This window comes from Leptospira tipperaryensis (assembly GCF_001729245.1).
Taxonomy (GTDB): Bacteria; Spirochaetota; Leptospiria; order Leptospirales; family Leptospiraceae; genus Leptospira; species Leptospira tipperaryensis.
Genome location: NZ_CP015217.1, coordinates 386409 through 409593 on the forward strand (window position 1 = coordinate 386409; position 23185 = coordinate 409593).

The following is a 23185-nucleotide window of genomic DNA, read 5'->3' on the forward strand; positions in this document are numbered from 1 at the left end:
AAGTAAGAGAAAAAACATAAGCCACCTCTCCTTATTAGGATCGAATCAAACCTATAAATTCCTTGAGTTCTTTTTCTTGCAGAAGATAGTAGGGAAAGATCTTTTGAGTATTAAAGTATGTCCGTAGCCTTTTCCGAATCCCGGATCCGGAATCTAAAAGAGTTTTTAGAATCCTCGAAAATACCATTTAGGTCGGAAGTCCGGCTCTCCATCTTATCCTCTTTTAAAATCGGGGGAATATGTCCGGTCGTAGTAGAACCCGAAAACTCGGAACAAGTCTTAGAAGTCCTTTCTATCTTTAAAAAATTAGAACTCCCCTGGAAAATTCTCGGAGGGGGTTCGAACCTCTTAATTTCAGATCATCCGGATAACTTTGTTACACTCCGCCTTTCCGGAAAATTTAAGGAATTTGATTCTTTTGGGGAAGGAAAATTCAGAATCGGAGCCGCTACAAATACTACACCGACCTTCCGACAAATTTCTCAGACTGGTTTTACGGGTGCGGAATTTTTGAGTACAATTCCTGGTTGGACCGGAGGCGCCGTGATTCAAAACGCGGGCTGTTATGGAGGAGAACTCTTTGATCTAATTCAAACTGTAGAATTCTTAAAGAATGACGAAGTTCTCATCAGAAAGCCGAGTGAGATCGAGCATGGCTATCGATTCACGGAATTCTTAAATCGAAAAGATTCCATCATTCTGGGAATCGAAATTCTTCTAAAGGAAGGGAATGTAGAGGAAATTGAAGAATCTTTAAGAGATAAGAGAGAGAGGAGGAATTCTTCTCAACCGGAAAATAAAAGGAGCGCTGGCTCGGTCTTTAAGAATCCTAAAATTTACGGAGAAGATGGAAAGGAAATTAAAGCCTGGGAGCTAATTGATCGAGCGGGTTTGAGAGGAGTCGTGAAGGGCGGTGCCCAGATCTCCCCTGAACACTGTAATTTTATCGTGAATGTCGGAACTGCAACCGCTTCCGATGTGAACTATCTGGTTGATCTTGTCTTGGATAAAGTTTTTCAGCAAAGTGGGATTCTCTTAAAGAGGGAGATTGAGTATTTCGGCGATATTCCGTGACGAATGTTCTCCGGAATTCCGACCAAAAAACCTCCCACAACAAAACTTCAGTCCTTCGAAGCATACATAGAAAGATCAGCCTCGTGGATAAGATCTTCTAATTTTTGAAGTGAACCAACTGACATTCCCCAAGTAAAATGAAAAGGAGGATTGTTTTCCTTACATTTTTTTAAGAGAATCGTCATTGCTTCACGAAATCTCTCTTGAGTCTGAAGAATTTTTTCGCGGTTTTCGTGTTGAACGAGAACTAAGAATTCATCGCCTCCGATTCTAAAAATCTTATCCGTTCCTCGAATGACATAACGGAGAATATTTGCAAAACGACAAAGAACCTGATCTCCTGTTTTATGCCCGTAAGTGTCATTGATGATTTTAAAATCGTTGAGATCGAGTAATGCAACGAGAGCGAGCTGGTCTTCCATTCTTCTTCCTGACCATTCTTCTTTTAGATGATTGAGCTTGTTTCTATTGAAAACGCCAGTAAGAGCGTCTCTAAACGCGAGAGTTTTTGTTTCTTCATATTGATTCGAATGGACCAATGAAATTGCCGTAAAATCCGCAATTGTTTGAAGAATCATTAAATCTTCTTGCGTAAAGGAAGAACCATCGAACCGATTTACAAGCTCTATCACTCCATGAACTTGACCTCTAAAAATCATAGGAACTGCTATGATCGTCTTTGTTTCAAATCCGGTTCTATCATCAACTTTTGAGGAGAATCTTGGATCGTTCCTTGCGTTTTCTACAAAGACCGGGCTTTTGGTTTCTACTACGGATCCTGCGATTCCCTCACCAAATTTTAAACGGATGTTCTTAATTCTATCCAGCTCAAGACCTTCGGCGATAAGAAAAAATAATTCTTCCGAGCTCTCGTCGTATCTCATAAGACTCCAGTTTTCAGGACTGAAGAATAATCGAACTTCTTCCATCACGGCGTCTAAAATTTCCTGTTGCTCTAGAGAAGAAGTAATGATTTTCCCTATAGAAGAATATAACTTTATGAGTTCAGGCTTTGGGTCTTTTAAAGGCATAATCAATTTTTTCTCTTTCAACGAAATGAGGAATTTTCTGTCTTTTGAATGTGAGTTTCTATTTTACGTGATGAAACCCGTTTTTATCAAGATATTTCCTTTCACTCATAGATTTTTATTCTTTTACCAATCGACAATCAATTCAAAGGTTATTTGATCTCTTTTAGGGGAGAATTTTTGAATTAGACTCTGAATTCTATATTTAACTTTTTCTCTCTTTTTCGGGGAATTTTCCGTTTCATCGTTTCTCTCTAATTCCAAAAGGAGAACGAAGGTTTTACACATTGATATCCCTAAATATCTAGCTATTGATCGGAGTTCCGCCCAGTCTTTTTCTTTCGGGCGAAAGGAGACCCTTTTCAGATCCTGCGCTTTTCTCTGGTAAGACGTCCTTTCTAAAGAATGCGGTTTTTGTTCCTGAAACAGTTGCGCTTTATATTCATTTAGAAGAATTTCCAGGTATCTACTTAGACTCTTATTCTTCTTAATCTTTGATAGAGTGTAAGAATAGAGTTGATATGGAACATAAAGATCGGCAGTAAACGCACCAGATCGTCTTATTTCCCTTAGCTTTCTTTCATGTGAGAATTTACTTATTTTTATATTTTTCCCGCTCATGCCCGAAACGGTTCCGAGAAGTTTTCGGAGAGAGCTGAAAAGTGAATTTTTTTGTGAAATTGATTCGGAGTTCCGACTCAATTTCACAAAAAATATCCCCTCTGGAGAAAACGGGTTTTGCCGGTAGGACTTTTCCCCCGTAGTTCCGACCCCTAAATTCCCAGAATCAACTCAATCCGATCCTCAAGACCGCGAACTCGATCCAAATACAAAGCCTCCACGGAACAGGCCAAAACTAAACTATGTAAAAGATCAACGCAGAGGGAAAGTTTCTCTTCTTTTCTCTGAATCAATTCGTTTCTCTCAAAAGCGACTTCAAGCAATCTTCTATACTGACTTCCGTATCTTTCCGTATATTCATTTTGTAAATTAACCGGAGCGGAGTAGATCAAGCTAAAAGGGAGTCTTGCTTTATCAGGATATTCTTTTGCAGTCAAGGCAATCGCTCTAAAAATGGAAATTACTTCCGTGTGAAGGCCTTGATCTCTAACAACTCTTCTTCGAATCTCATTGAGAATAAGTAGATGAGTTGCAATGAGAGCCTTTCTAAAAAGATTTTCTTTTGAATGAAAATGATGATAGATACTGGGTTGTTCCAAACCGCATTCTTTACTGATTTCACGTAAAGAGGTTCCATGAAATCCTTTTTTAGAAAACGCAATCGCCGCACCTTCTAAAATTCTTTCTCGAGAATTTTTATAGTCCCTATTTAACGGATAAAGGGGACTTCCGTCTTTTCTTAACACTTGCTTCGTATCTCCGGTTTTAGAGATCTTTCTTTATATATTGATCCTAAAACGTTTTTTCAAATATCTTAATATTCGCGCACTCAAACGTCAAAATTCTTTTTTAAAAACCTCGAAATAATTCCTAGTATCGTTAGGCAAAATTGAAGGAGAAGGTCCGAATCCTGGATTGTTTTGATTCGGGTTATACTGACCTTTGTTTTCCTTCTTGTTTCCGTTTCCTTGATAGCTGATAAGCGTGCTAAACAGAAGTTCAAAATTAGCCACATTCAAAGTAGAATCTTCTAAAGTGATTTCCACTAAGAAATGGTTTCCGGAACTCGTGTAGTCAAACTCGTAAAAAAAGACAGGGTCGGCGTAAGCGGAAAATATCGGAGCAATCTTCTTATCTTTTTTATCACTTCTATAAATTTGAACAAGGAAAGAATGCGCAGCATCGTCGTGCGCCAAACCGATTCCTAATTTGTATTTTTGTGTTCCTTCTTCTTGAATAGAAGGAAGATGAATCTTATAAATAACCGAGTTCCCTTTAAAAACGGCCCCATTGAATTGGTGTTTTTTTTCGACGCTGTATCCGGAATCTCGTAAGTTTCTTCTGACCTCTTCTAAAAACGCTCTGAGCTCTCTTTTTTCTTCACTCGATTTTCCGGTGACAGAAGTGCCCGCAGGAGTCTTATCTTGAGAATGGAGGAAGTAGGGTATGTAAAAAGCGACTAAAAGTGATATTAGGGGGATAATTTCGCGTATTTTAGAAATAGGTCCGTTCATTTTATTCTCTTCTTATGTAGTTTAGTCGAGGATGTACACGATGAAAAGATTTTTTTATTCATTCATATGCCCCTTTTGTTTTTTTCGATCCGGCCGACATTGATAGAAGGTATTATTGGGATGGAATTCTATGCAATTTAAGACTCTTCTTACGCTCATTTTTTTTGTTTCTTTTGGGAACTGTGTCTCGAACTCAAAATACGATTCTCTTTTAAAGGCTTACGAGGATTCTAAGCTCGAAAATCAGAGGATTGTAAGTGAAAAAGAAGGTCTCTTTAATTCCTTAGAAGAGTTAAAACGAATTCAGGAAGAATCTGATAAGAGAATTCGCGAATACAAGGGGCTCATGGCGACCTTTCAATCCATGATCGATTCCGGTAAACTTAAGATTAAGATCATAGACGGAAGAATGGTGGTTGTTCTTTCATCCGATATACTTTTCCCGGTAGGGTCCGCGTTTCTTTCTCCGTCCGGAACCGCCGCGATTCGAGAAGTTACAACTCTTCTTGCTTCCCTGGAAGGAAAACGTTTTCAAATCGAAGGTCATACGGACGATACTCCGACCGGAATCAAAGGTTATACGAATTGGGAATTGGCTTCTTCACGAGCGTTGAACGTTTTGCATACGATGGTAAAAGCGGGAATGCCCGAGATACGAATCAGTGCGGCGTCCATGGGAGCTTCCAGACCGGCTCTCCCGAATACTTCTCCTGAAAATCGATCAGCAAATCGAAGAATCGAAATCGTAATCGTGCCGGATCTTTCCAATCTTCCGGGTATGGAAGAATTGAAGAAATATTCGAATTAGTACATTATAAAAAATTAATTTTATACGAAAGTGTAAGCCCAGTAGATCAAAACGAGTTGTAAGGGAAGCCTCAGGAGAAGGGTCCACTTCGGAGGATCCGTTTTCCTCCTGGATTGATAGTGATATAAATTTGCGGGAAAGACGGCTATCAAAAGCAGAATTACTCCCCAAGCTCCGATCGATCTTGTATCCGGAAACAAAAGTAGTAAACCGAGTCCGATTTCGATAAGGCCGCTGATCCAGACCACAAACTTCGGATACGGAATGTAGGGAGGCATGATTCTCAAATAAAATTTCGGCAATACAAAATGAAGTATTCCCGCAATGATATAGAGAACGGCCATCGTATAAAGGCTTAAAACGATTGTATCAGGCATAATTCTTTCCTTTCAAAGAGTAAAAGATTATACCAGAAGCAGCCGGGATTGGATTTTAAAAAAATCAAATCGTTCTTTTTTCTCGGCCTCGATACTGGTTTCTTTGTTTCCGAACTTTCATTTGAAAAACTCCGACTCGAAGAGAGCTGATCTGCTTTTGACGAAATTCTTCCTTACGATATAAGTCTTTCTTTTGGAGGAACCGATTCGAATTTAAATTCATAGGCAAAACGCTCCTTGCCTTGGAATTACTCGGTCATCATAGGAAAATTCGATAAAGTACAAGAAAAAAAATATACTTTAAGATTTTTTTTTCCGTTTTGTTACTCAGGTTAGACGGTACACTTGAAATCTTCTTTTACCGTATTTTCGTCTAATCAATTCATTAGCTATGGATTTAAACAAACCTCTTAAGCAGGTCATGACAACGAGAATTATAACCGTGAACCTGGACGATACTGTTTCCAGAATCGGTAAAATTTTCGACAATTTGGAATTTCATCATCTACTCGTAATCGACGATCAGAAAAAACTCATCGGTGTGATATCGGATCGGGATTATTTAAAAGCGATCAGTCCTTTCGTCGGTACGAGATTGGAAAGGGTTCAAGACGATCTTACAAAGAAAAAAACGGCGTCTCAACTGATGAGCTCATTTCTAATCACCGCTTCGATGGATCAGACCATTCGATACGCGATCGAACTCATGATGCGCTATAAAATCTCTTGTCTTCCTGTGATGGACGATCGTGGAGAAATTGCGGGGATAGTAACTTCCAGAGACATTCTTAAAGAATCCCTGGTTCTTCCTCAAGGTTCAAATTCTTGATTCTGCGATTTTCAAAGAAGCAAGGCTCGTTTGCGCCGTCCTCCTTTTGTGAATTAGAGAAATTGAATATTCGGAATAGATACTTTCCAAAGATTCTGCAACTTTGTTCCAACTACAATCAAGCGCCTTTTTTCGAGCCTTGACGGCCATTTTTTTTCTAAGAACCGTTTGATTGGAAAGGAAGCAGGACATATCGATGAATTCCTGTTCTTTCCCGAAGGCCGGTAAAAATGCGGAAGAACCGTGTTCTAAATAAGAACCGGCGGCTGCGTATTGATAAGCGACCAAGGCGATTCCGCTCGCCATCGCTTCGAGAACGACGTTGCCGAATGTTTCAGTCATACTCGGAAAAAGGAAAAGATCTCCGGAAGCAAAGTATTTCGCCAATTCTTCTCCCTTCTTTAAACCAGCAAAAATCAAATCCGGATTCTTTTTTTGCAATGATTCTTTGAGAGGTCCTTCTCCGACTAAAACCATCTTAGCATTTGAATTGTTTTCTTGGATCTTTCGAAACGCTTGGATACTCAGTTCGATATTTTTTTCGGCTGCGATTCGGCCCACGTACAAAACTACGAGTTGGTCTTTGGAAACATCCCATTCTTTGCGAAGAATTGGATCTCTTTTGGAAGGATGAAAAAGTTCGGCGTCGATTCCTCTGGAAACAACTTGAACGTTATCATAACCTTGTTTTATAAGTTTTTCAACGACGTCTTGTGAAGGTGTGAGAGTGATTTTTGTTTTGTTGTGTAAGTTGCGGAGATATTTTTCCACAATCTTTCCTGCAAAACCTACCTTATAGTATTGAGCGTAAGAGTGAAAGTTGGTTCTGAAATCGCTTACAACAGGAATTCCTAATTCTTTTGCGGCTCTGACAGCGGACCAACCGAGAGGCCCTTCGGTTACGACGTGGACTACGTCCGGTTTTTCTTTTTTGAAATGTCGCTTTAAAATTCTTTTTGCCGGAAATCCAAAGCGCATATCGGAATACATCGGAATTCTACATCCCGCCATAAGAACTTCACGATATCTTTCTCTCGTGTTATTTTGATCTCTAAGTCCTTGCCTCGGACGAAAAAGAAGAACGTCATTCCCTCTGTCTACGAGGTCGTTTACCATTCTATAGAGAGTTTTTGCAACTCCGTTGATTTCCGGATGATAAGTTTCGGTGACAAAGGCGATTCGGAAATTTCTTTTGGGAGCGATTGGAGAAGAAGAAACTTCGATCGATTTAAAATTAGATCTCATACCCAGTATGGTACTGGGATGAGGTTGTGATTCCATTAAGGAATGATTAAATTTCGGTTACAGAACGGATTCTTTAATATGAAAGCAACTTCGGGATCCGTAAGAAGTCTTTAAATCCAACCCCAGTTATAATTATTTTTTCTTATTCTTCGGAGCCTTTGCGGGCTCGTTCTTCTTTTTGGAAATTTCTTCCCATTTTCCTTTGAGCCATACCGCGGATTCTATCGTTTTACCGTCCGCGAATTTTACTAAATAAGGTTTTCCGGTAACGCTGGATTTAGAGCCGATATATTCGATAAAGCTCGGGATCGTTTGAATTTTACCGTCCGTTGCTTTCAGCTTTCGCTCCATGTGTTCTCTTGCTTCTTTGGGATCGTGTTCGGCTCCGTTCCGGATGAATTTACATTCACAAGATTCTAGAGAGTTCATCAATAGATTCAAATCGTTTTGAAAATTGGAAGCGTCTTCGGCTCCGATGGAAAACGATAAGAGGGAAACAAATAACCAAATTAATTTTTTTTTCATCTTCACTGTTCCTGAATGTTATTCTTTGCGATATATTTCTATACTTCGATTTAGAAAAGAATAGAATACGATTTAGATCTTTCTTTTTTCTATCGGGTTCGTTTTTTTAAACCGAATTCTAAACTTTAGAATTCGATCGGCGTAAAGAGCGCCAAGTGAAACGTTCTGAATTCATAAGTATAACCGTTGTCTTTGAACAAAGGACCTCCAAACGCCAATCTAAATTTAAAATAACCGATCTTTGGCGTTTCAAAATAGAACATAAATGAGAAAACCTGTTGTTTGCTAAAATTCACCTGCGATCTTGAAAGGCTGCCTAACGTAAGGGCTTCCAAAGGGGAATAGGTTCCGGGGTGTGCAAAGTAAGCATACAGCGCCAACGGATCGGGGCGAAGCAACCCCTTGGATGCATAATAGTATCCGAGCATTTCTAAATTCTTACCCGTAGAAAGATTACCCAAAAGATAACTTACCAGAGGATCTCCACTTGCCGGATTGATGTTTCCCGTTAAAAACTGAAGCGCTGAAAGATTATTTAAGAATGTAGTTCGGTTGGTCGTATCTAATAAAAGATAACCTAAGCTCAATGCAGGATCTTGAAAGTCTACGGAGCCTGTCATTTTTACGTTCGCTGGTCCGGCTCCAAAGCCAAAACGAAAAGAATCTGAACCCTCCTTTCCGGCGTAAAGAATCGGAATCGCCATAGAATAAATTCCTTCCACTCGGGTATTCACGTCTTGTTTCGTGCGGTCACTGGAAGAAGCCGAAGAAGAAGATCCACTGCCGGAAGAGGAACCTGAAGAAGAACTCGAAGGAGTATCGATCGGTTTCGGCATAAATTGATTGTCTAAGAAAAAACTAGAGTTATGAAGAAGAAGGTGAACTCCAATATATTCAGAAATTTGAAAGTCTCTTGATTTTACGTCCAACATCCAAGTCGCTTTTCCCGGACCTTCTTGTGTCATCGTTGCGTCGTTCCCTTTTCCTCGGATGTCCACTGTGACACTTTCCAAAGTAACACCGGGATTGATCGAAAACCATTTCGGTCCTTTTTTATCGGTATTTGGTTTTGCTTTGTCGTCGATCGGTTGTACTACGGGTTTGTCATTTAAAGGATCTGGTTCTTCCGGAGGGGATTGGACTAAGAATTTAGGGCCAAGATAAAACTCGGATGGGAAGAAATTCTTTTTGGATTCTCCAAAGAGAGAGTTTAAAGAAATGAATGATATTACGAAATAGAATGTGAGAGTATTCTTCATAGCTTTAATATTCTAATGTATGTTCCGAAACCCGAAATGGAACGGAACTCAAGATGAATACGATTTGAAAAAACGATCCTATCTCTTCAACTCTAAAACGACTTCGCCTATCTCCTCAATTCTTCCAGAGCATCTTCAAGTCGATCGTCTCCCCAGAAGAGCTCGTCGCCCACAAGAAAACTGGGAGCTCCGAAAATTCCGAGTTGCTTGGCTCTTTCCGTTTGTTTTCGAAGAAGAATTTTTACTTCTTCATCGGATGTGTTTTTTAGAATTCCATCCGGATCAGCGCCGACTTTTTTTAAAATCGGAATCAATACTTCCGGCCGAGAGATGTCTTGGTCTTTGACAAAATTGGCTTGAAAGGTTTCTCGGATAAAAGAAGAGATCCAAGGTTGGTTTTCGTTTGCGATCGCGATTCTGGAAGCCAGAAGTCCGTTCCTGGGAAATACGCTCGGAATCAAAAAATCGGCCCCGTATTTTCGGGCTCTTCTTTGCATATCCTTCCACATGTATTTTCCTTTCGCCGGATAAACATTGAATGGAGAATCGTTCCATCCTTGTTCTTTAAAAATAGGACCGAGCAAAAACGGTCTCCAGACGATTTCGATCTTGGAGTTTTGGATCAACTCTTCGATTCTCATGACTGACAGATAAGAATAGGTGCTTGCAAATTCAAAAAAAAATTCAATTTTTTGCATATACTAAGTTTCCTTGTGCGGTTATTTTCCCGATTCGGGTTCTAACTTCGATTTAAAAAAAGACCAGATTTCTTCCGTCGGATCCATTTCATACGTCGGGGTTCCCATCTTAATAAATGGAACCTTTCTGTTGACTCCGGGCCAGTTATGACCTCCGTCGATGATCTTATAGAGTCGAACTGAAGTTTTGACCTTGCATTGATCGTAAGAACGGATTTCTACGCTCGTTCCGTCTTCCTTGTCGTCTTTTTTTTTGATTTCGGGTTCTTTGAGACAAGAATTCCACTGAAGCCATCGATCTACGGAATCTTCGACGCTCAAAATTTCCCCGCCGTCTCTCACATAACCGCCGTAATACGGAACAATTCCGTCTTTTGTTCCGTTGATAAACGCCACGGATACGTTTGCGGCTGGTTCAAAGTTTCTGAGAATAAATTCTGAAATCTGGGAAGATACGCTTACGCCGGCTCGGAATCGTTTCGTTTTTTCGATCAACATCCTCTGGGTCATAAAGCCGCCGTTGGAATGTCCAAAGATAAAAATCTTTTCCTTAGCGATCGGATAAATTTCTGAAATATGGTCTATGAGTTTTTCTAAAAATCGAACATCGTCGATTTTTTGTTTATCGGCCGGAGTCGCTCCTCTTCCATCGGCCCAACTTCTATCGATCCCGTCAGGATAGACTACGATGAAACCTTCGCGGTCGGAAACAAGATTGAATTTAGAATCTTCCATGATGTTCTTTCCGTTTCCGAGTCTTCCGTGAAGTCCAAGAACTAAGGGAAGTTTGTCGGCTGTGGAAAGTTTTTTCTCGGGGAGATGGATCCAATACGTTCTTTCGATTCCGTCTACGTTCAGTTTCTCCAGTCGAGATCCGTCTTGCGCGACTGAACGGAAGTTGCGTAAAAGCCTGCACTGTGTTGTAACAAACAAGATGAAAAATAAGAATATTATAAATATGCAATTTGTTTTGTGTTTCATTTTTGTTTTTCAAATTCCTCCAGAGAGTTGATCAGAGATTTTTCAAACGAAGAGGAAGGCCAATAAAAAGGGGAGAATGGAATTAAAATCCAGCCTCTCCACTGATCCAAAAGTAATTCGTGAACCGATTCTTTCGAAGGTTTTCCGGATTCGGAAACTCGATACATAAGAATATGTTCGCTTCGAATATGATATGGAACGACGCCGAGGGTTAAAAAACTTGCAAGAAGGTTGAGAAAATGAAGTCCTCGGTGTTCGTATTCCGCTTCCTTTTCCTCGAGAATGATTTCCAGAAGAACATCGGATTTTTCGTCTTCTCGATATCCTTTTTCTTGAAGATTCTTTTTGATATGATTCATTTCCGAGGTATAAAATGTAAATCCGGTAAATTCCAGTCGTAGAGGTTTTCCTTTAGGAATAGAAATCGAATCTCGAATGATCTCCGGAGGATTTACGATTCCAACGCAGGAAGAAAGAAGAACAACGCCGAAGAATATAAGAATTTTCTGTTTCATTTAATAAACCGACCTCGAATCGAAGAGGAATTTTTTCCCATAACTCGCATAGATAAATTCGATTTGATTCCTATCGTCGAAAGGCATCAGTAAAAGAGGAATCCAACCGATCGCCATAACGTTTTCAACGGAATAAGAATATTCCGCGACCTTCTGATTTCGTTTCCATATTTTGAACAAAACGCGATCCGACGATTTTTGAATGATTGGAAAAATAAGAAAAGTTCTGTAGGCGGCGATTCGATTGAGAAGATAGAGCGAAAATTTTCCGGGTTCTTTTTCGAGCATCCAAGAAAGAGGTTGAGAATGTTCTCCGAAGAACAGAGAAAAACGAGGGGCCTTTTCTAAAATAATTTGAATATTGATTTCCGAATCCGTTTTTGTATGCACCGAAAGTTTTTTGAATCTTCCGGAAAGATGAAACGTTCTTAAAATCTCCGAAGCGAGTTTTTTACTGGAATCTTCTTTCCATCCGATCAATTCGTAAGTGACTTCCTTGTCCACATTGGTTTCCAATTTTGAAACAACGGGCGGATCGCCGATGAGAAACGTGGAACAGGATTGAAAGAAAAGAAAACTCAAAGAAAGAATTAATTTTCTCAACATTGAGAATAAAGTGAAAGGCTTCCTTTTAAGATCAAGCCCTAATTCGTAAGTTGCTTCGAAGGAAATATGCCGTTAATTCTATACCGAAGTAGTACCGAGTTTTTTTGTAAGTTTTGTATTTTAGAAAATTCTCAAAGAGGATTTCCCCAAGCGTCGATTTGATGATCCACCGCATACAAGCCGGGAGCTAAGACTTTTCCGTTTTTAAATTGATCCGCCATTCCTAACGCGGCGGAAGCGAGTTGTCCGATGATCGCGTCCATTCCCTCGGTCGGAACTCCGTAGAAAAGAAAGTTGATCGGGCTCAAGTCGCTTAATAAAAAGAAGGTTTTTTCGATTTCCTTTCCGTCTTTTGATAAGCAGAAAATTACCTTTCCACCTTGATCGATTCCCGATTGAGGATCCAGGATACGATCAAATTCCAATCTTACCGGATAACCTCCGATTTTCTTTTCGTCCGAAAATGAAAGGTCGTTGATCCACTGGATCAGATCTGTATATTCCGCGGTCTTTGTGGATCCTGAAGAAATGAGAACCTTCGATTTGGTTCCGTTGAGAATCAAGTCCTCGAAATGTTCTTTTTTGAGAATGGAATTTCCGATCACTCCCAAGATCAGATCTCTGGAATACAATTCTTCCTTTGGAATTTCGTCTATCGTTCTGTAGTTTCGATTTCCAGGCTTTTCGACTTTGAGATCGACTTGAATCAATTCTTGGTTGGTTTCGTGCATTCTGGATTCGAGATATTTGCACAAGAAAGTTCCGATGTTTCCTTTCGCGCCGAGGATCAAAATTTTTCTGGAAGAAAGAATCAAACCTTGTCCGTTCAAGATCGTTTCGATCGCGTTTAGAATGGAATACGCGACTTCTTTGGATTCTTCTTTTACCTTTTGATCGGAGATCGCGATGGAGAATGCGGGTAAAAAAAGCTTTTTATTTTTATCCTGAACGCTCTTGAGACGATCGTATCCGTTTCTTGTATGCTCGACGGTGCCGACTAACGTTTGAGTCAAAAGTTCCGCGACTGAGATTTTAGGCGCTTCGCTGGGAACGGAATATTCTTTACAAAGAAACGAAACGTCTTTTCCGTTCAGCGCGAACTCGTTAAAAAACGGTGCGATATAACCTCCGTCTTCCACTAAGATTACTTTTTCTTTTTTCTTATAAGAATCCAAAAGTAGGCTGAGAAACAGATGACCCGAGAGCAATTTCATCGCATCAAAAAATCCGAGTTTTTCTTCCTCCAAACGTTCAAAGAGAGGTTTGAGTTTGGAAGAATCGCTGTAGAGAGGTGAAATCGAATAGTAGATCTTATTCTTCGCTCCAACTTTGAGTTGTAAACCGGACATATAAAAATGATCGGTGGGAACGTCCAGAAGAACGTCCAGATACGCCGCGGGAACAACTCCGCCGTATTTGACAAAGGAGACCGTGAGATTCTGCGCGCCGAGTCTTCGAAACGCTTCGATCAAGGCTACGATCTCGGAAGTGATATGGTGAATTAGAAAAACATTAAATCCGTTTAAATCGAAGTTATGATTTTCGCAGTTGGCGATCCTTTCCAGAATCGGCATTCGTTTTAGATAGTGATTGAGATCCAAGGTGGTTCTTTTTGCGTTGAAGCTGAAGTTCAAGACCCGATCCAATCGAGAAAGATCGATGTAAACGTTGGTTTCTTCGGAAAGTTGAACCTTTACGATAAAACCTTCTTTTAGGTGTTTTGTAATTTCATGATCTTCTAATATTAGAAAAATCTTTTTAAATAAGGGTAGGGTTTCGTTCGGATCCGTTTTTGCGATCGATTCCGAAAAGGCCTTGTCCCAAAAAAGACTGATTTGATCCAATTTGCCGAGAGGGGTTTTTTCGATTTGCTCGAAGACTCGAGAAAAAGAACGATTTTCTTCCACATAGGACTTTTCCCCTCTTTGCGCTGCGGAGAGAATTCCGTTGTTGATCGCTTCAGCGATCTTTGTACTTCCGGCGATAAAAATTCTAGAACCGATATCGTCTACGATCACGTGAGGGACCGCGGTTAAATCGATGTTGGCTCGATCGTAGTTCTCCACAGTGAGTCGAAAGAAAAATTCTCCCGGTTCTTTTTGATTGGGAACTCTTTCGAGAATGAATTGATAGTCTATGTTTTCGTTCGGGCTTGCGTGATGAAACGGAAAGACAAGCGCAAAGATTCCGGAGCTTTTTAGATCTTCTCCGTAAAACTCAGGATGAATCTTTTTCGCCCAGACCTGTCTCTGAAACGTTCCAAAGACAGTTCTTAAATGATCCTGAAATTCTTCTTTAAAAAGGAGGATGTCTTTTAATACTCCGGCTCGCGCGTAGATCTGAATGTAGCCGATGTTCATCTTCAGGAGTTCGCTGTTGATGTTCGGATTGATTTTGTAAAAGATCGTTACGTCGCCGATTCCGTTTTGCACTTGTTCGAAAACTTCTTCTCCGAGAGTTCGGGAAAGAATGGAAAGGCCCGTAAAAATTCTAAGATTGCGGAGATCCAAATCCCAGATCCCGTCTTTTCCTTCTTTGAGGACGGAACCAAGAGACGTTTCCGATTCTCTGAGTTTGGAAGAATTAGGCATGTGTAATGACTACTTTGATCGCTTCGGGAGTATGCGCGGTCGTAAACGCTTCGGAAAGTTTTTCGGGAGAATAAGAATGTGTGATCATATTCTTTTCGAGCGCATCGGTTACTTTTTTATTTTCCTGAAGAAGTTTGATCGCGAGGTGAAAATCCCCACAACGGGAAGTGTGGATCGATTTTCCTAAATTCAAAAATTCTAATAGAGAATTTCCTTTGGATTCTCCTTTGAAAAGGATCGCGCTTCGAGGACGAATCAAAGAATTCTCGTGTTTTGAATTGGGTCGAATCAAAAGATCGATTTCTTCCGCAGTTCCCGCGATTCCAAGATCGAATCTAGGAACGTGTCCTTGGAAATCTTTCGAAAGAAGAATGGTTTCGGCTTCTTCAATGCTTCCGTAATATACTTTGAAATGAGATGGAAGAGAAATTTTTCCCACGCTCGGAGCTACGTAGACGGTTTGATTGGAACGATTTTCCTTTTCCCAGTGAAAGTTTAGATTCTCATCGCTGAATTTCAAAAGAGAGAGTTCGTCTACCACGAGTTCTGTGAGTTTTTTGACTCCGAAAACTTCCTGTCCGTTCGTGGTTTTCAGATGTAATTCTCGTTTGGAAAGTCGGATCGCGCTTTCAAATCCGGAAGTTGTGCTCGTCGTGTCGTAGACGATCGCAAAACGTTCTTTCAGAGATTCTAAACTTTCCTTTCTGAGATCGATCGCTTCGTCCGCTCCAAGATTGAGGGAAAGTTTTAAGAGATGATCGTGTCTTGCGAGCGCTGAAATTTTAAAATCGATTTTGGAAGAAGTTCGATAAGCGGCTAACGCGGCTATGACGAGACTTCCCAATCTTCTCGGACCGAGGACCGCTACGTTATCTCCTTTCTTTGGTGGAGAAGCGATGACAGCTTGCAGAGAAGCTGCAAAGGGTTCGATGAGAACCGCGGTCTTATCGGGAATATTTGCGAACGGTATCGCTGCATTCTGCGGAGCTAAGATATAAGGACCGAATCCGCCGGGGAGTCTGTCGATTCCAAGAACCTTTCTTTCCGGGCTGTGCGTAGGAATTCCTTCTTCGCAGAATTCGTCTACGGGATCGTCCCCTCTGGCTTCGAAGGTGTCGTTGATCTCGACAACGTATTTTTGTTTGATTCCGTTGTGTTGTTCTAAGTCTTCTGCGATGACCTCGTGTCCGATCACTTGAGGCAAGGGAAAAGGAAGAAAACGTCGGGAGAGATCGGTGGAACAAACTCCGCAGAGTTTGGATTTCAGAAGTTTGTATCCCGGTCCAAGATGAAGGTATTCCTTTCCGTTTCTGGAAATGTCCCAGCCCGTTTCGAGGCTTCCTTCGAACTGATACTTTGCAGTTTCGAAAGAATCGTCCGAACGATAGTCCATAGCGTCAAATTGGATTTTCATACATCACCCTTGTTTAGACAAAGAATCTAAGAATTACGGTCAGTATAGAATGGCGCGGGATTCCGACAAATCCATTCTCAAGAGTTGGAGAATACAATCCTTCCCTTTCTCCAGACTTGAAATTCTCCCGGAGAACAAGGATTCCATTGTTCGTTGGAAGTGAGCGGTTGGGTCGCGATGACCGTGACTATGTCGCCCGGTCGGGTCACTTTTCGAAAGTCCACGCTGAGGTCCGCGTCCAGAAGTCGGGCCTTTCCAAAGGGAGATTTTCTCGTGATCCAAGAAAGTTTGGTCGAGCAAAAGGAATAGAGGTTTTTGGAATCGCTGAAAAGGAGGTTGGATACTCCTTTTGTCTGGAGTTCCGTCACAAGTTTTAAGATAGCCCGGAAAAGTTTGGTTTCGTCTTTGGGAAGTTCTTTGAATTTTTTCTTCAACTTTCCCAGGAGCCAGCAAAACGCGTATTCGGAGTCCGTAGTTCCGACCGGCTTGAAATCACCGAGGGATTCTTCTTTGATCTTCTTAAATTGTCCATTGTGGGCAAAGGTCCAGTAGGAACCCAAAAATTCTCGGACGAAGGGGTGAGTGTTTTTCAGTTCCACTTTTCCCCGGTTTGCCTTTCGGATATGACTGATGACGGTTTCGCTCTTGATCGGAAGTTTTCGGACGAACTCGGCGATTTTGGATTCTACCCCAGGGGTTGGGTCGTGAAAGACGCGAAGGGCCTTTCCCTCGTAGAAGGCGATTCCCCAGCCGTCTTTGTGAGGGCCCGTTTTTCCGCCTCTCTGGACAAGACCTGTAAGGCTGAAGCTGATGTCTGTCGGGACATTAGCGCTCATTCCGAGGAGTTCACACATTCTTCTTCCTTTTCCTAAGATCGTTTAATATATTAGAATAATTATCGTAAAAACAGATCGGCTCTGTTCAGCGATTTTTTCAAGGATTCCTTGCAGAAATGAGCACGCAACTGGAAACTGAGCGGGTGATTTTGCATATAGATACAGAAACCGGCTGGAGAGGAGGAGAAAGACAACTTCTCCTTTTGGCGGAAGGCCTAAAGAAAAAAAAGATTCCTCAACTCATCCTGGGCAAACCGGGATCCGCTTTGGAAAGCCGTTGTTCCGACCATGGACTTCCTTTTGAAGCGCTGGCGATGAAAGGAGAATGGGATCTCGCCTCCGTGAAGGCGATACGAGCGATCGTCGAAGAAAGAAAAATTCGACTCATCCACACTCACACAGCAAAGGCACACACACTCGCCCTCTTTGCAAAATCAAAACTTCCGACAACAAAGCTCGTCGTTTCCAGACGCGTTGATTTTAGTATTCGGAAGAATCTATTCTCCATCTGGAAATACAAATCCAAACGCAACGATCTCTTTCTCACTGTTTCCAATAAAATTCGGGAAATTCTTCTGAGAGACGGAGTCGATCCTGCAAAGACGGTTACCGTTCACAGTGGAATCGATTTCTCTTTTACAAAAAAATTACCGGACCCGGCGCGTTATAAAAAAGAATTCTCTATTAAAAAAGATACAATCGTGATCGGAAACGTGGCCGCGCTCGTAGATCACAAAGATCAAAAAACTCTTCTTCACGCGGTGGCAAAGATCGATCCTTCTAAAAATTTCAAACTTCTCATTCTTGGAGAAGGGGAACTCAGGAAAGAATTGGAAGACCTAACTGCTTCATTAGGAATTTCTGATAGAGTTATTTTTACGGGTTATAGACAGGACGTTCCGGACATTCTTTCCCTTTTTGATATTTTTACTCTGACATCCAAAGAAGAAGGACTCGGAACTTCGATTCTCGACGCGATGGCGGTCGGTCTTCCGGTCGTTGCAACCAAAGGAGGAGGAATCGGGGAAATGCTTACTCACGAAAAAGGCGCTTTTCTCGCCGAAGTCGGAGATTCCGATGCTCTTGCAAAATATTATGAAATTCTTATAGATGATTTGAAACTCAGAAAAAATTTCGGAACGTTTAACAAGGAATCCGTAAAAAGATTCTCCATCAAAAACACGATCCGAAAAACGGAACTCGCATACTATTCCTTTTTAGGGGAAGCACTTTTCGGAGCAACAGAATGAAACGTCTTCTCATCATCGACGGACACGCCTTCGTATTTCGGGCCTATTACGCGTTCGGCGCTTCCAACCTTACCAATTCCAAAACCGGAAAACCCAGCGGGGCTACATTCGGTTTTTTTAAAATGCTTTTTAAACTTCTTCAGGACTACGCGCCGACTCACGTAGCGATGACCTTTGATCCCGGCGGACCTCTCGAAAGGGGCAAAACCTTCGAAGAATACAAAGCAAATCGAAAGCCGATGCCGGAAGATCTCCGTCCTCAAATCAAAGAAGTGATGGAAACCCTTTCCAATATCGGATTTAGAGTCCTCAAAATGGACGGACACGAAGCCGACGATATCATCGGAACTCTTTGTGAAAACTACAAGGCCACTGCAAAAGAGATTCTGATTTTCTCTGGCGATAAGGATCTTTATCAACTATTAGAAAAGAAGAATATAAAGATGCTCCGAGGCAAAAAGGGAGTCACCGAATTCGTAGAAATCGACGCGGGTTGGGTCAAGGAAGAATTGGGAGTCGACGTAAAACAAATTCCGGATTATATGGGAATCGTCGGAGATACTTCGGATAATATTCCCGGAGTAAAAGGAATCGGAGACAAAGGCGCTTCCAAACTCCTTCAGGATTACAAAACCCTCGACGGTATTTATAAGAATATCGACAAGATTAAAAATCCTTCGATGAAGACAAAACTCTCGGAGCAAAAAGAAAACGCATATCTTTCCAAGGCTCTCGCGACGATCAAACGAGATCTTGATTTAGAAATCACCGAAAAAGATATCGAGACCCCGGATTACAAATCGGATCAGGCGATTCTTTATTTTAAATCGCAGGGATACAACGCGCTTTCCAAGGACCTCGCGAAGTCTGCAGGAAAAGAAGTTCCTAAGGACGTAGAAGTTTCCGAAACAAAAGACGAAACTTCCGTTGTTCCTGCGGGAGAAAAAGGAAATTATAAATTCATCACAACCGTGGACGAACTTTCGAAAGTTTGCAGAGGACTTTTGAAATCTAGAATTCTCGCGGTTGATACGGAGACAACTTCCCCCAATCCGGCGATGGCGGACCTTTTGGGAATTTCTTTTTCCAACCAGGAAAAGACCGGATTCTATGTTTCGGTTAAGAATTCAGCGTCTTTGTTTCAGGAAAAATCTTTGACTTTGGAAGAAGTCAAGGAACACCTCGGACCGGTTCTTGCGAGCGAGGTCCCGAAGGTAGGACAGAATATAAAGTACGATTTGATCGTATTAGAAAATCATGGTTTTGTGTTAAACAACATTCAGTTTGATACGATGTTGGCTTCTTACGTTCTTCAGCCGGAAGGAAGGCGTCACAATATGGACGCTCTCGCAAAGGATCTTCTGAACTACGATACGATCACTTACGACGATCTCGTGGGGACCGGAAAGAAAAAGAAAGAACTGACCGATATCGATCCGGAACAAGTCGCGGAATACGCAGCCGAAGACGCGGACATTACATTTCGACTTTATCAGGTTCTCAGAAAATCGATCAAGGATTCCGGAGTGGAACCGATTCTTCGGGACATAGAACTTCCTCTGGTTCCTGTTTTGGCCGAGATGGAAAAGCACGGGATCGCGTTGGACGTTCCTTACTTTGAAGAACTTGCAAGGGATTTTGATCGCGAGATTCGCCACTTGGAAAGTGAAATTCACAAACAAGCGGGTGCTCCGTTTAACATCGCTTCTACGAAGGAACTTCAAAAAATTCTTTTCGATCAACTCAAACTTCGAACCGTAAAAAAAACTCAGACCGGTTATTCTACCGATCACGAGGTTTTGGAAGAATTGGTGGGTGAACATCCGATCATTGAAAAACTTTTGGAATATAGAAAATATACGAAACTCAAGTCCACGTATGTAGACGCGCTTCCTAAAATGGTCAATCCCAAGACGGGAAGAATTCATACGAGCTACAATCAGACGATCGCTGCGACTGGAAGATTGTCTTCCACGGATCCGAATTTACAAAACATTCCGATTCGAGATCGAGAAGGACGTTTGCTTCGCAAGGGATTTGTTCCCGGTTCGAGCGATTATGAAATTCTCAGCTTGGATTATTCTCAGATCGAACTTAGGATCATGGCCCACGTTTCCAAGGATCCGGCGATGCTCGACGCCTACAACCACGGCCTTGACATTCACAGAAGAACCGCGTCGGCGCTTTACGGAGTTCCGGAAAAAGAAGTCAGCCCCGAAATGAGAGATAAGGCGAAGGTCGTCAACTTCTCCGTAATCTACGGAGTCACTCCTTACGGTCTGAGCCGCAATCTTAGAATTTCTCGAGACGAAGCGAAGTCTTTTATTGAACGTTATATGACACAGTACCCTGGCGTAAAAAGTTATATGGACGAGATGGTTGCCTTTGCGGAAACAAACGGTTATGTTCAGACTCTTACGGGAAGACGTCGTCCTGTCGCTGATATTCATAGCACTCATAAGTCCGCAAAGGAAGCGGCTAAAAGAATCGCGATCAACAGTCCGATTCAAGGAACGAGCGCCGATATGATCAAGATTGCGATGATCTCGATTCATAAAGAGATACAAAGCCAGAAATTAAAATCGAAACTGCTCCTGCAAGTTCACGACGAATTGGTTTTTGAAGTTCACAAAAAGGAAAAGGATGACTTCAAGGCTTCCATGAAAAAGCACATGGAGACAGCGATGCCTTTGGACGTTCCGATTCTTGTGGAAGGCAAATTCGGAGTCAATTGGGACGAGGCTCACTAAACCTTTATTTTCAAGAGGATCTATTCCTAATATCGGTAGTTCATTCCCATTTCTTACTTCCGACTTGCGAAGAGAATTCGTTGATAGCCCGCTGAGAGCATGATCAATCGACTTGCTCTTTCTTATGGATTAGAGATAAGAGGAACTTTCGTTTTTCTGCGGCTAATTCTTTTCTGTGCAATTTTTTCTTTCTTATTTTTTTCCTGTACGGTTTGGCCCGTTCTTACCGTTGCCGCGACTAAGAATTCTGAAAGATCGGATTCTTCGGCTTCCGTTGCGTTTCTTGCTTTGGTTCAAGGCGGAGATTCTTCCGTAGGTTCCACTAACACTTCTTCGACGCCCGTTGAGACTTCGAACACGTGCGCAGCCACCGGCTGTTCCATATTTTTAACTGTGGCGTTTACAGGAAATATGGGAGGAATCGTCGGAGCTGATTCGAGTTGTGCTACGGCGGCTTCCGGAAGATCGGCGCCGGGGAATACTTCCGGATATAAGGCGCTTCTCATGACCGATGACGGGACTCGGGACTTAACCAATTCTTGGGTTCTCTATCCGAATACGACGTATCAAAGTTTAGATAATAGTAACTTACCGATCGGAACAACCAATGGCGCGGGTCAACTTCCAACAACATTAGCCAACGAAATCACGGGCTCCGGAGGAAACTTAGTTTACACCGGAATGAACACAACCGGCCCAAGTTGGGCTCCAAAGACTGGCACAAATTGTCTTAACTGGACGACCGCTTCCAATTCGGTTTCCGGCTGGTTCGGAAGTAGCAATGCTCCGAATTCGGAATTTGATGCCGGAGGCGCTCGAACTTGCGACGTCTTTCTTGCGCTTTATTGCGTGCAACGATAAACAATTCCTAACGTGAATTGGAAAATATTTATTTCCAACTGATTTGAAAATTGTTTCTCGGATCCCAAATGCGATTTTCCTATCGAAGAAAATGAAATCAAGAAATGGAAACCGAATGGAATGGAAATTTTCCTTTTTTAGAGTTCGATTTTTATAAGAAAAGAAATCCGGATCCACGAGGACGAATTTAATAGAGAGTTATTTACATTTATAAAAAATATTATCTAATTACAAATTCCTATTCATTGGTTGTTTGTTCTCTTTTGCGGAATCGACCTTGATGTAGGAATGAGCGCCTAACTGTTAGGTATTATGAATTGGACCGGTTATTTCTTTTCGAGAAGAAATGCAGGATTTCTAACTCGATTCGTATATTCGATGTTAGTTGTCTTGTTCCCTTTGATCTCTTGTACGGTCTGGCCGATTCTTACCACCGCCGTAGTCCCGACGTCCGAACCTGCAAATTCGTCCTCTTCCCTTGCCCTACTTTTATTGGCAGGAGGGAATTCTTCACCTACTACAACTGGATCGGCGATTCCGACTTCCGGCGCGAGTACCTGTGCGACCTCGGGATGTTCTCTTTTTCTAACTTCCGTGCCCAATGGAAATTTTGGAGGAGTCGCCGGAGCTGACGCGAGTTGTGCTGCTCAAGCCGCCGTGATCGGAGCTCCTGGAAACGCAGCGGGTTACAAGGCGATCCTCATGGCTGAGGACGGAACGAGAACTCTAACCACATCTTGGGTCTTGTATCCCAACACGAATTATTTTAGTCTCGATAACAGTAATTTATTGGTCTCTGCCACCGATGCGAACGGTCAATTTGCAGCGACTCTAACAAACGAAATTACGCCTTCTCCTTCGTTAGCTTATACCGGCATCGATACGAGCGGTGCTACTTGGATTCCGAGATCAGGACAAAGTTGCGTTAACGCGGGCGCTTCTTGGACGAGCGTGAGCGGCTCGGTAACCGGTTGGGTGGCGAATCCCAATTCGGCCGGTATAGAAATGGGAGGGGCCGGAACTCTCACCTGTGCTACGGCCGCGATGATATATTGTGTACAGAGATAAATAAAAAGGAAGGGACCACTTGAAATTAAATTATATATTTATAATATTATTCTCCGTCTCGATTTCTTTTTGCCAACACGCCAGAGTCGAACTCGCTCCTATCGTAAAGCAGAAAGGGAAATTTGAAACAAAGAGAGAACCGATTCTTCTAAAACAAAATTATTACTTAATGGGCTTGTTACCAAGAAAGATAGAATACGACGAATCGAATGTTTGTCCGGAAAGAGGAATCAAAGAAATCCATCAGTATTCTTCTCTTACGAACGTACTGCTCGAACAAATAACGTTAGGAATCTATTCTCCTCGTTCTTTGGAAATTTTTTGTTATTAATACG

General features: G+C 41.8%; 23 protein-coding genes. 8 read left to right on the forward strand and 15 right to left on the reverse strand.

Annotated elements, in window-relative coordinates:
- The first annotated feature begins 117 nt into the window (after window positions 1–117).
- A complete protein-coding gene (gene murB, locus A0128_RS01900) occupies window positions 118–1074 on the forward strand; it encodes a UDP-N-acetylmuramate dehydrogenase (protein WP_069605981.1) in 957 nt (318 codons plus the stop codon).
- Window positions 1075–1121: 47 nt separating this feature from the next.
- Here murB and A0128_RS01905 read toward each other — a convergent pair whose 3' ends face one another.
- From A0128_RS01905 to A0128_RS01920, 4 genes are all read right to left on the reverse strand, one after another.
- On the reverse strand, window positions 1122–2105 hold the full coding sequence (locus A0128_RS01905; protein WP_069609044.1) for a sensor domain-containing diguanylate cyclase: 984 nt from the start codon (window positions 2103–2105) through the stop codon (window positions 1122–1124).
- A gap of 123 nt (window positions 2106–2228) precedes the next feature.
- Window positions 2229–2723, reverse strand: coding sequence for a DUF1564 family protein (locus A0128_RS01910; protein WP_069605982.1), 495 nt, complete (start codon window positions 2721–2723; stop codon window positions 2229–2231).
- A 152-nt stretch (window positions 2724–2875) separates the two neighbouring features.
- Window positions 2876–3469, reverse strand: coding sequence for a TetR/AcrR family transcriptional regulator (locus A0128_RS01915; protein ID WP_069605983.1), 594 nt, complete (start codon window positions 3467–3469; stop codon window positions 2876–2878).
- A gap of 90 nt (window positions 3470–3559) precedes the next feature.
- Entirely contained in the window at window positions 3560–4237 is a 678-nt protein-coding gene (locus A0128_RS01920; protein WP_069605984.1) for a hypothetical protein, read from the reverse strand.
- A 130-nt stretch (window positions 4238–4367) separates the two neighbouring features.
- Between A0128_RS01920 and A0128_RS01925 the strand changes: the two genes are divergently transcribed.
- A complete protein-coding gene (locus A0128_RS01925) occupies window positions 4368–5045 on the forward strand; it encodes an OmpA/MotB family protein (protein ID WP_069605985.1) in 678 nt (225 codons plus the stop codon).
- Window positions 5046–5065: 20 nt separating this feature from the next.
- Here the strand turns inward: A0128_RS01925 and A0128_RS01930 are convergent, their stop codons facing one another.
- Window positions 5066–5422 (reverse strand): DoxX family protein, encoded by a 357-nt coding sequence (locus tag A0128_RS01930; protein ID WP_069605986.1) that lies wholly within the window; start codon window positions 5420–5422, stop codon window positions 5066–5068.
- A 421-nt stretch (window positions 5423–5843) separates the two neighbouring features.
- Here A0128_RS01930 and A0128_RS01935 point away from each other — a divergent pair, with 421 nt between their 5' ends.
- Entirely contained in the window at window positions 5844–6251 is a 408-nt protein-coding gene (locus A0128_RS01935; protein ID WP_162274085.1) for a CBS domain-containing protein, read from the forward strand.
- Here the strand turns inward: A0128_RS01935 and A0128_RS01940 are convergent.
- The 10 genes from A0128_RS01940 to A0128_RS01985 all read right to left on the reverse strand — a co-directional run bounded on the left by A0128_RS01940 (window position 6240) and on the right by A0128_RS01985 (window position 16939).
- Window positions 6240–7496, reverse strand: coding sequence for a glycosyltransferase family 4 protein (locus A0128_RS01940; protein WP_069605988.1), 1257 nt, complete (start codon window positions 7494–7496; stop codon window positions 6240–6242). The two genes, A0128_RS01935 and A0128_RS01940, sit on opposite strands and share 12 nt — an antisense overlap.
- A gap of 132 nt (window positions 7497–7628) precedes the next feature.
- Complete coding sequence (locus A0128_RS01945) at window positions 7629–8021, reverse strand: YfeK family protein (protein WP_069605989.1); 393 nt, start codon at window positions 8019–8021, stop codon at window positions 7629–7631.
- A 125-nt stretch (window positions 8022–8146) separates the two neighbouring features.
- Window positions 8147–9280 carry a hypothetical protein gene (locus A0128_RS01950; RefSeq protein WP_245667189.1) on the reverse strand — a complete coding sequence of 378 codons (1134 nt, stop codon included), beginning with the start codon at window positions 9278–9280 and terminating at the stop codon, window positions 8147–8149.
- A gap of 107 nt (window positions 9281–9387) precedes the next feature.
- Window positions 9388–9978, reverse strand: coding sequence for a 2-hydroxychromene-2-carboxylate isomerase (locus tag A0128_RS01955; RefSeq protein WP_069605990.1), 591 nt, complete (start codon window positions 9976–9978; stop codon window positions 9388–9390).
- A 21-nt stretch (window positions 9979–9999) separates the two neighbouring features.
- Window positions 10000–10959 carry a CE1 family esterase gene (locus A0128_RS01960; RefSeq protein ID WP_069605991.1) on the reverse strand — a complete coding sequence of 320 codons (960 nt, stop codon included), beginning with the start codon at window positions 10957–10959 and terminating at the stop codon, window positions 10000–10002.
- Complete coding sequence (locus A0128_RS01965) at window positions 10956–11474, reverse strand: hypothetical protein (RefSeq protein ID WP_069605992.1); 519 nt, start codon at window positions 11472–11474, stop codon at window positions 10956–10958. Before A0128_RS01965 ends, A0128_RS01960 begins: the two co-directional genes overlap by 4 nt.
- Window positions 11475–12056 carry a hypothetical protein gene (locus A0128_RS01970; protein ID WP_156781750.1) on the reverse strand — a complete coding sequence of 194 codons (582 nt, stop codon included), beginning with the start codon at window positions 12054–12056 and terminating at the stop codon, window positions 11475–11477.
- A gap of 155 nt (window positions 12057–12211) precedes the next feature.
- Window positions 12212–14671 carry a hypothetical protein gene (locus A0128_RS01975; protein WP_069605994.1) on the reverse strand — a complete coding sequence of 820 codons (2460 nt, stop codon included), beginning with the start codon at window positions 14669–14671 and terminating at the stop codon, window positions 12212–12214.
- Entirely contained in the window at window positions 14664–16085 is a 1422-nt protein-coding gene (locus A0128_RS01980) for an MDR/zinc-dependent alcohol dehydrogenase-like family protein (protein ID WP_069605995.1), read from the reverse strand. The genes A0128_RS01975 and A0128_RS01980 overlap by 8 nt, the downstream gene beginning before the upstream one ends.
- Before the next feature lie 77 nt (window positions 16086–16162).
- Complete coding sequence (locus A0128_RS01985; protein WP_069605996.1) at window positions 16163–16939, reverse strand: class II glutamine amidotransferase; 777 nt, start codon at window positions 16937–16939, stop codon at window positions 16163–16165.
- Between the two features lie 125 nt (window positions 16940–17064).
- On the opposite strand from A0128_RS01985, the gene A0128_RS01990 reads away from it, so the two are divergent.
- The 5 genes from A0128_RS01990 to A0128_RS02010 all read left to right on the forward strand — a co-directional run bounded on the left by A0128_RS01990 (window position 17065) and on the right by A0128_RS02010 (window position 23181).
- Window positions 17065–18171 carry a glycosyltransferase gene (locus tag A0128_RS01990; RefSeq protein WP_069605997.1) on the forward strand — a complete coding sequence of 369 codons (1107 nt, stop codon included), beginning with the start codon at window positions 17065–17067 and terminating at the stop codon, window positions 18169–18171.
- Window positions 18168–20921, forward strand: a complete 2754-nt coding sequence (polA, locus tag A0128_RS01995; RefSeq protein WP_069605998.1) for a DNA polymerase I — start codon at window positions 18168–18170, stop codon at window positions 20919–20921. The genes A0128_RS01990 and polA overlap by 4 nt, the downstream gene beginning before the upstream one ends.
- A gap of 99 nt (window positions 20922–21020) precedes the next feature.
- Window positions 21021–21782, forward strand: coding sequence for a DUF1554 domain-containing protein (locus A0128_RS02000; RefSeq protein WP_069605999.1), 762 nt, complete (start codon window positions 21021–21023; stop codon window positions 21780–21782).
- Window positions 21783–22160: 378 nt separating this feature from the next.
- A complete protein-coding gene (locus A0128_RS02005; protein WP_162274086.1) occupies window positions 22161–22850 on the forward strand; it encodes a DUF1554 domain-containing protein in 690 nt (229 codons plus the stop codon).
- A gap of 19 nt (window positions 22851–22869) precedes the next feature.
- Window positions 22870–23181 carry a Bor/Iss family lipoprotein gene (locus tag A0128_RS02010; protein ID WP_069606001.1) on the forward strand — a complete coding sequence of 104 codons (312 nt, stop codon included), beginning with the start codon at window positions 22870–22872 and terminating at the stop codon, window positions 23179–23181.
- Window positions 23182–23185: the final 4 nt, after the last annotated feature.

Excerpts from the sequence above, each read along its gene's own strand:
- murB (WP_069605981.1), top strand. The coding sequence starts at position 118 with ATGTCCGTAGCCTTTTCCGAATCCCGGATCCGGAATCTAAAAGAGTTT.
- A0128_RS01905 (WP_069609044.1), bottom strand. The coding sequence starts at position 2,105 with ATGCCTTTAAAAGACCCAAAGCCTGAACTCATAAAGTTATATTCTTCT.
- A0128_RS01910 (WP_069605982.1), bottom strand. The coding sequence starts at position 2,723 with ATGAGCGGGAAAAATATAAAAATAAGTAAATTCTCACATGAAAGAAAG.
- A0128_RS01920 (WP_069605984.1), bottom strand. The coding sequence starts at position 4,237 with ATGAACGGACCTATTTCTAAAATACGCGAAATTATCCCCCTAATATCA.
- A0128_RS01925 (WP_069605985.1), top strand. The coding sequence starts at position 4,368 with ATGCAATTTAAGACTCTTCTTACGCTCATTTTTTTTGTTTCTTTTGGG.
- A0128_RS01930 (WP_069605986.1), bottom strand. The coding sequence starts at position 5,422 with ATGCCTGATACAATCGTTTTAAGCCTTTATACGATGGCCGTTCTCTAT.
- A0128_RS01935 (WP_162274085.1), top strand. The coding sequence starts at position 5,844 with ATGACAACGAGAATTATAACCGTGAACCTGGACGATACTGTTTCCAGA.
- A0128_RS01940 (WP_069605988.1), bottom strand. The coding sequence starts at position 7,496 with ATGAGATCTAATTTTAAATCGATCGAAGTTTCTTCTTCTCCAATCGCT.
- A0128_RS01945 (WP_069605989.1), bottom strand. The coding sequence starts at position 8,021 with ATGAAAAAAAAATTAATTTGGTTATTTGTTTCCCTCTTATCGTTTTCC.
- A0128_RS01950 (WP_245667189.1), bottom strand. The coding sequence starts at position 9,280 with ATGAAGAATACTCTCACATTCTATTTCGTAATATCATTCATTTCTTTA.
- A0128_RS01955 (WP_069605990.1), bottom strand. The coding sequence starts at position 9,978 with ATGCAAAAAATTGAATTTTTTTTTGAATTTGCAAGCACCTATTCTTAT.
- A0128_RS01960 (WP_069605991.1), bottom strand. The coding sequence starts at position 10,959 with ATGAAACACAAAACAAATTGCATATTTATAATATTCTTATTTTTCATC.
- A0128_RS01965 (WP_069605992.1), bottom strand. The coding sequence starts at position 11,474 with ATGAAACAGAAAATTCTTATATTCTTCGGCGTTGTTCTTCTTTCTTCC.
- A0128_RS01975 (WP_069605994.1), bottom strand. The coding sequence starts at position 14,671 with ATGCCTAATTCTTCCAAACTCAGAGAATCGGAAACGTCTCTTGGTTCC.
- A0128_RS01980 (WP_069605995.1), bottom strand. The coding sequence starts at position 16,085 with ATGAAAATCCAATTTGACGCTATGGACTATCGTTCGGACGATTCTTTC.
- A0128_RS01985 (WP_069605996.1), bottom strand. The coding sequence starts at position 16,939 with ATGTGTGAACTCCTCGGAATGAGCGCTAATGTCCCGACAGACATCAGC.
- polA (WP_069605998.1), top strand. The coding sequence starts at position 18,168 with ATGAAACGTCTTCTCATCATCGACGGACACGCCTTCGTATTTCGGGCC.
- A0128_RS02000 (WP_069605999.1), top strand. The coding sequence starts at position 21,021 with ATGATCAATCGACTTGCTCTTTCTTATGGATTAGAGATAAGAGGAACT.
- A0128_RS02005 (WP_162274086.1), top strand. The coding sequence starts at position 22,161 with ATGTTAGTTGTCTTGTTCCCTTTGATCTCTTGTACGGTCTGGCCGATT.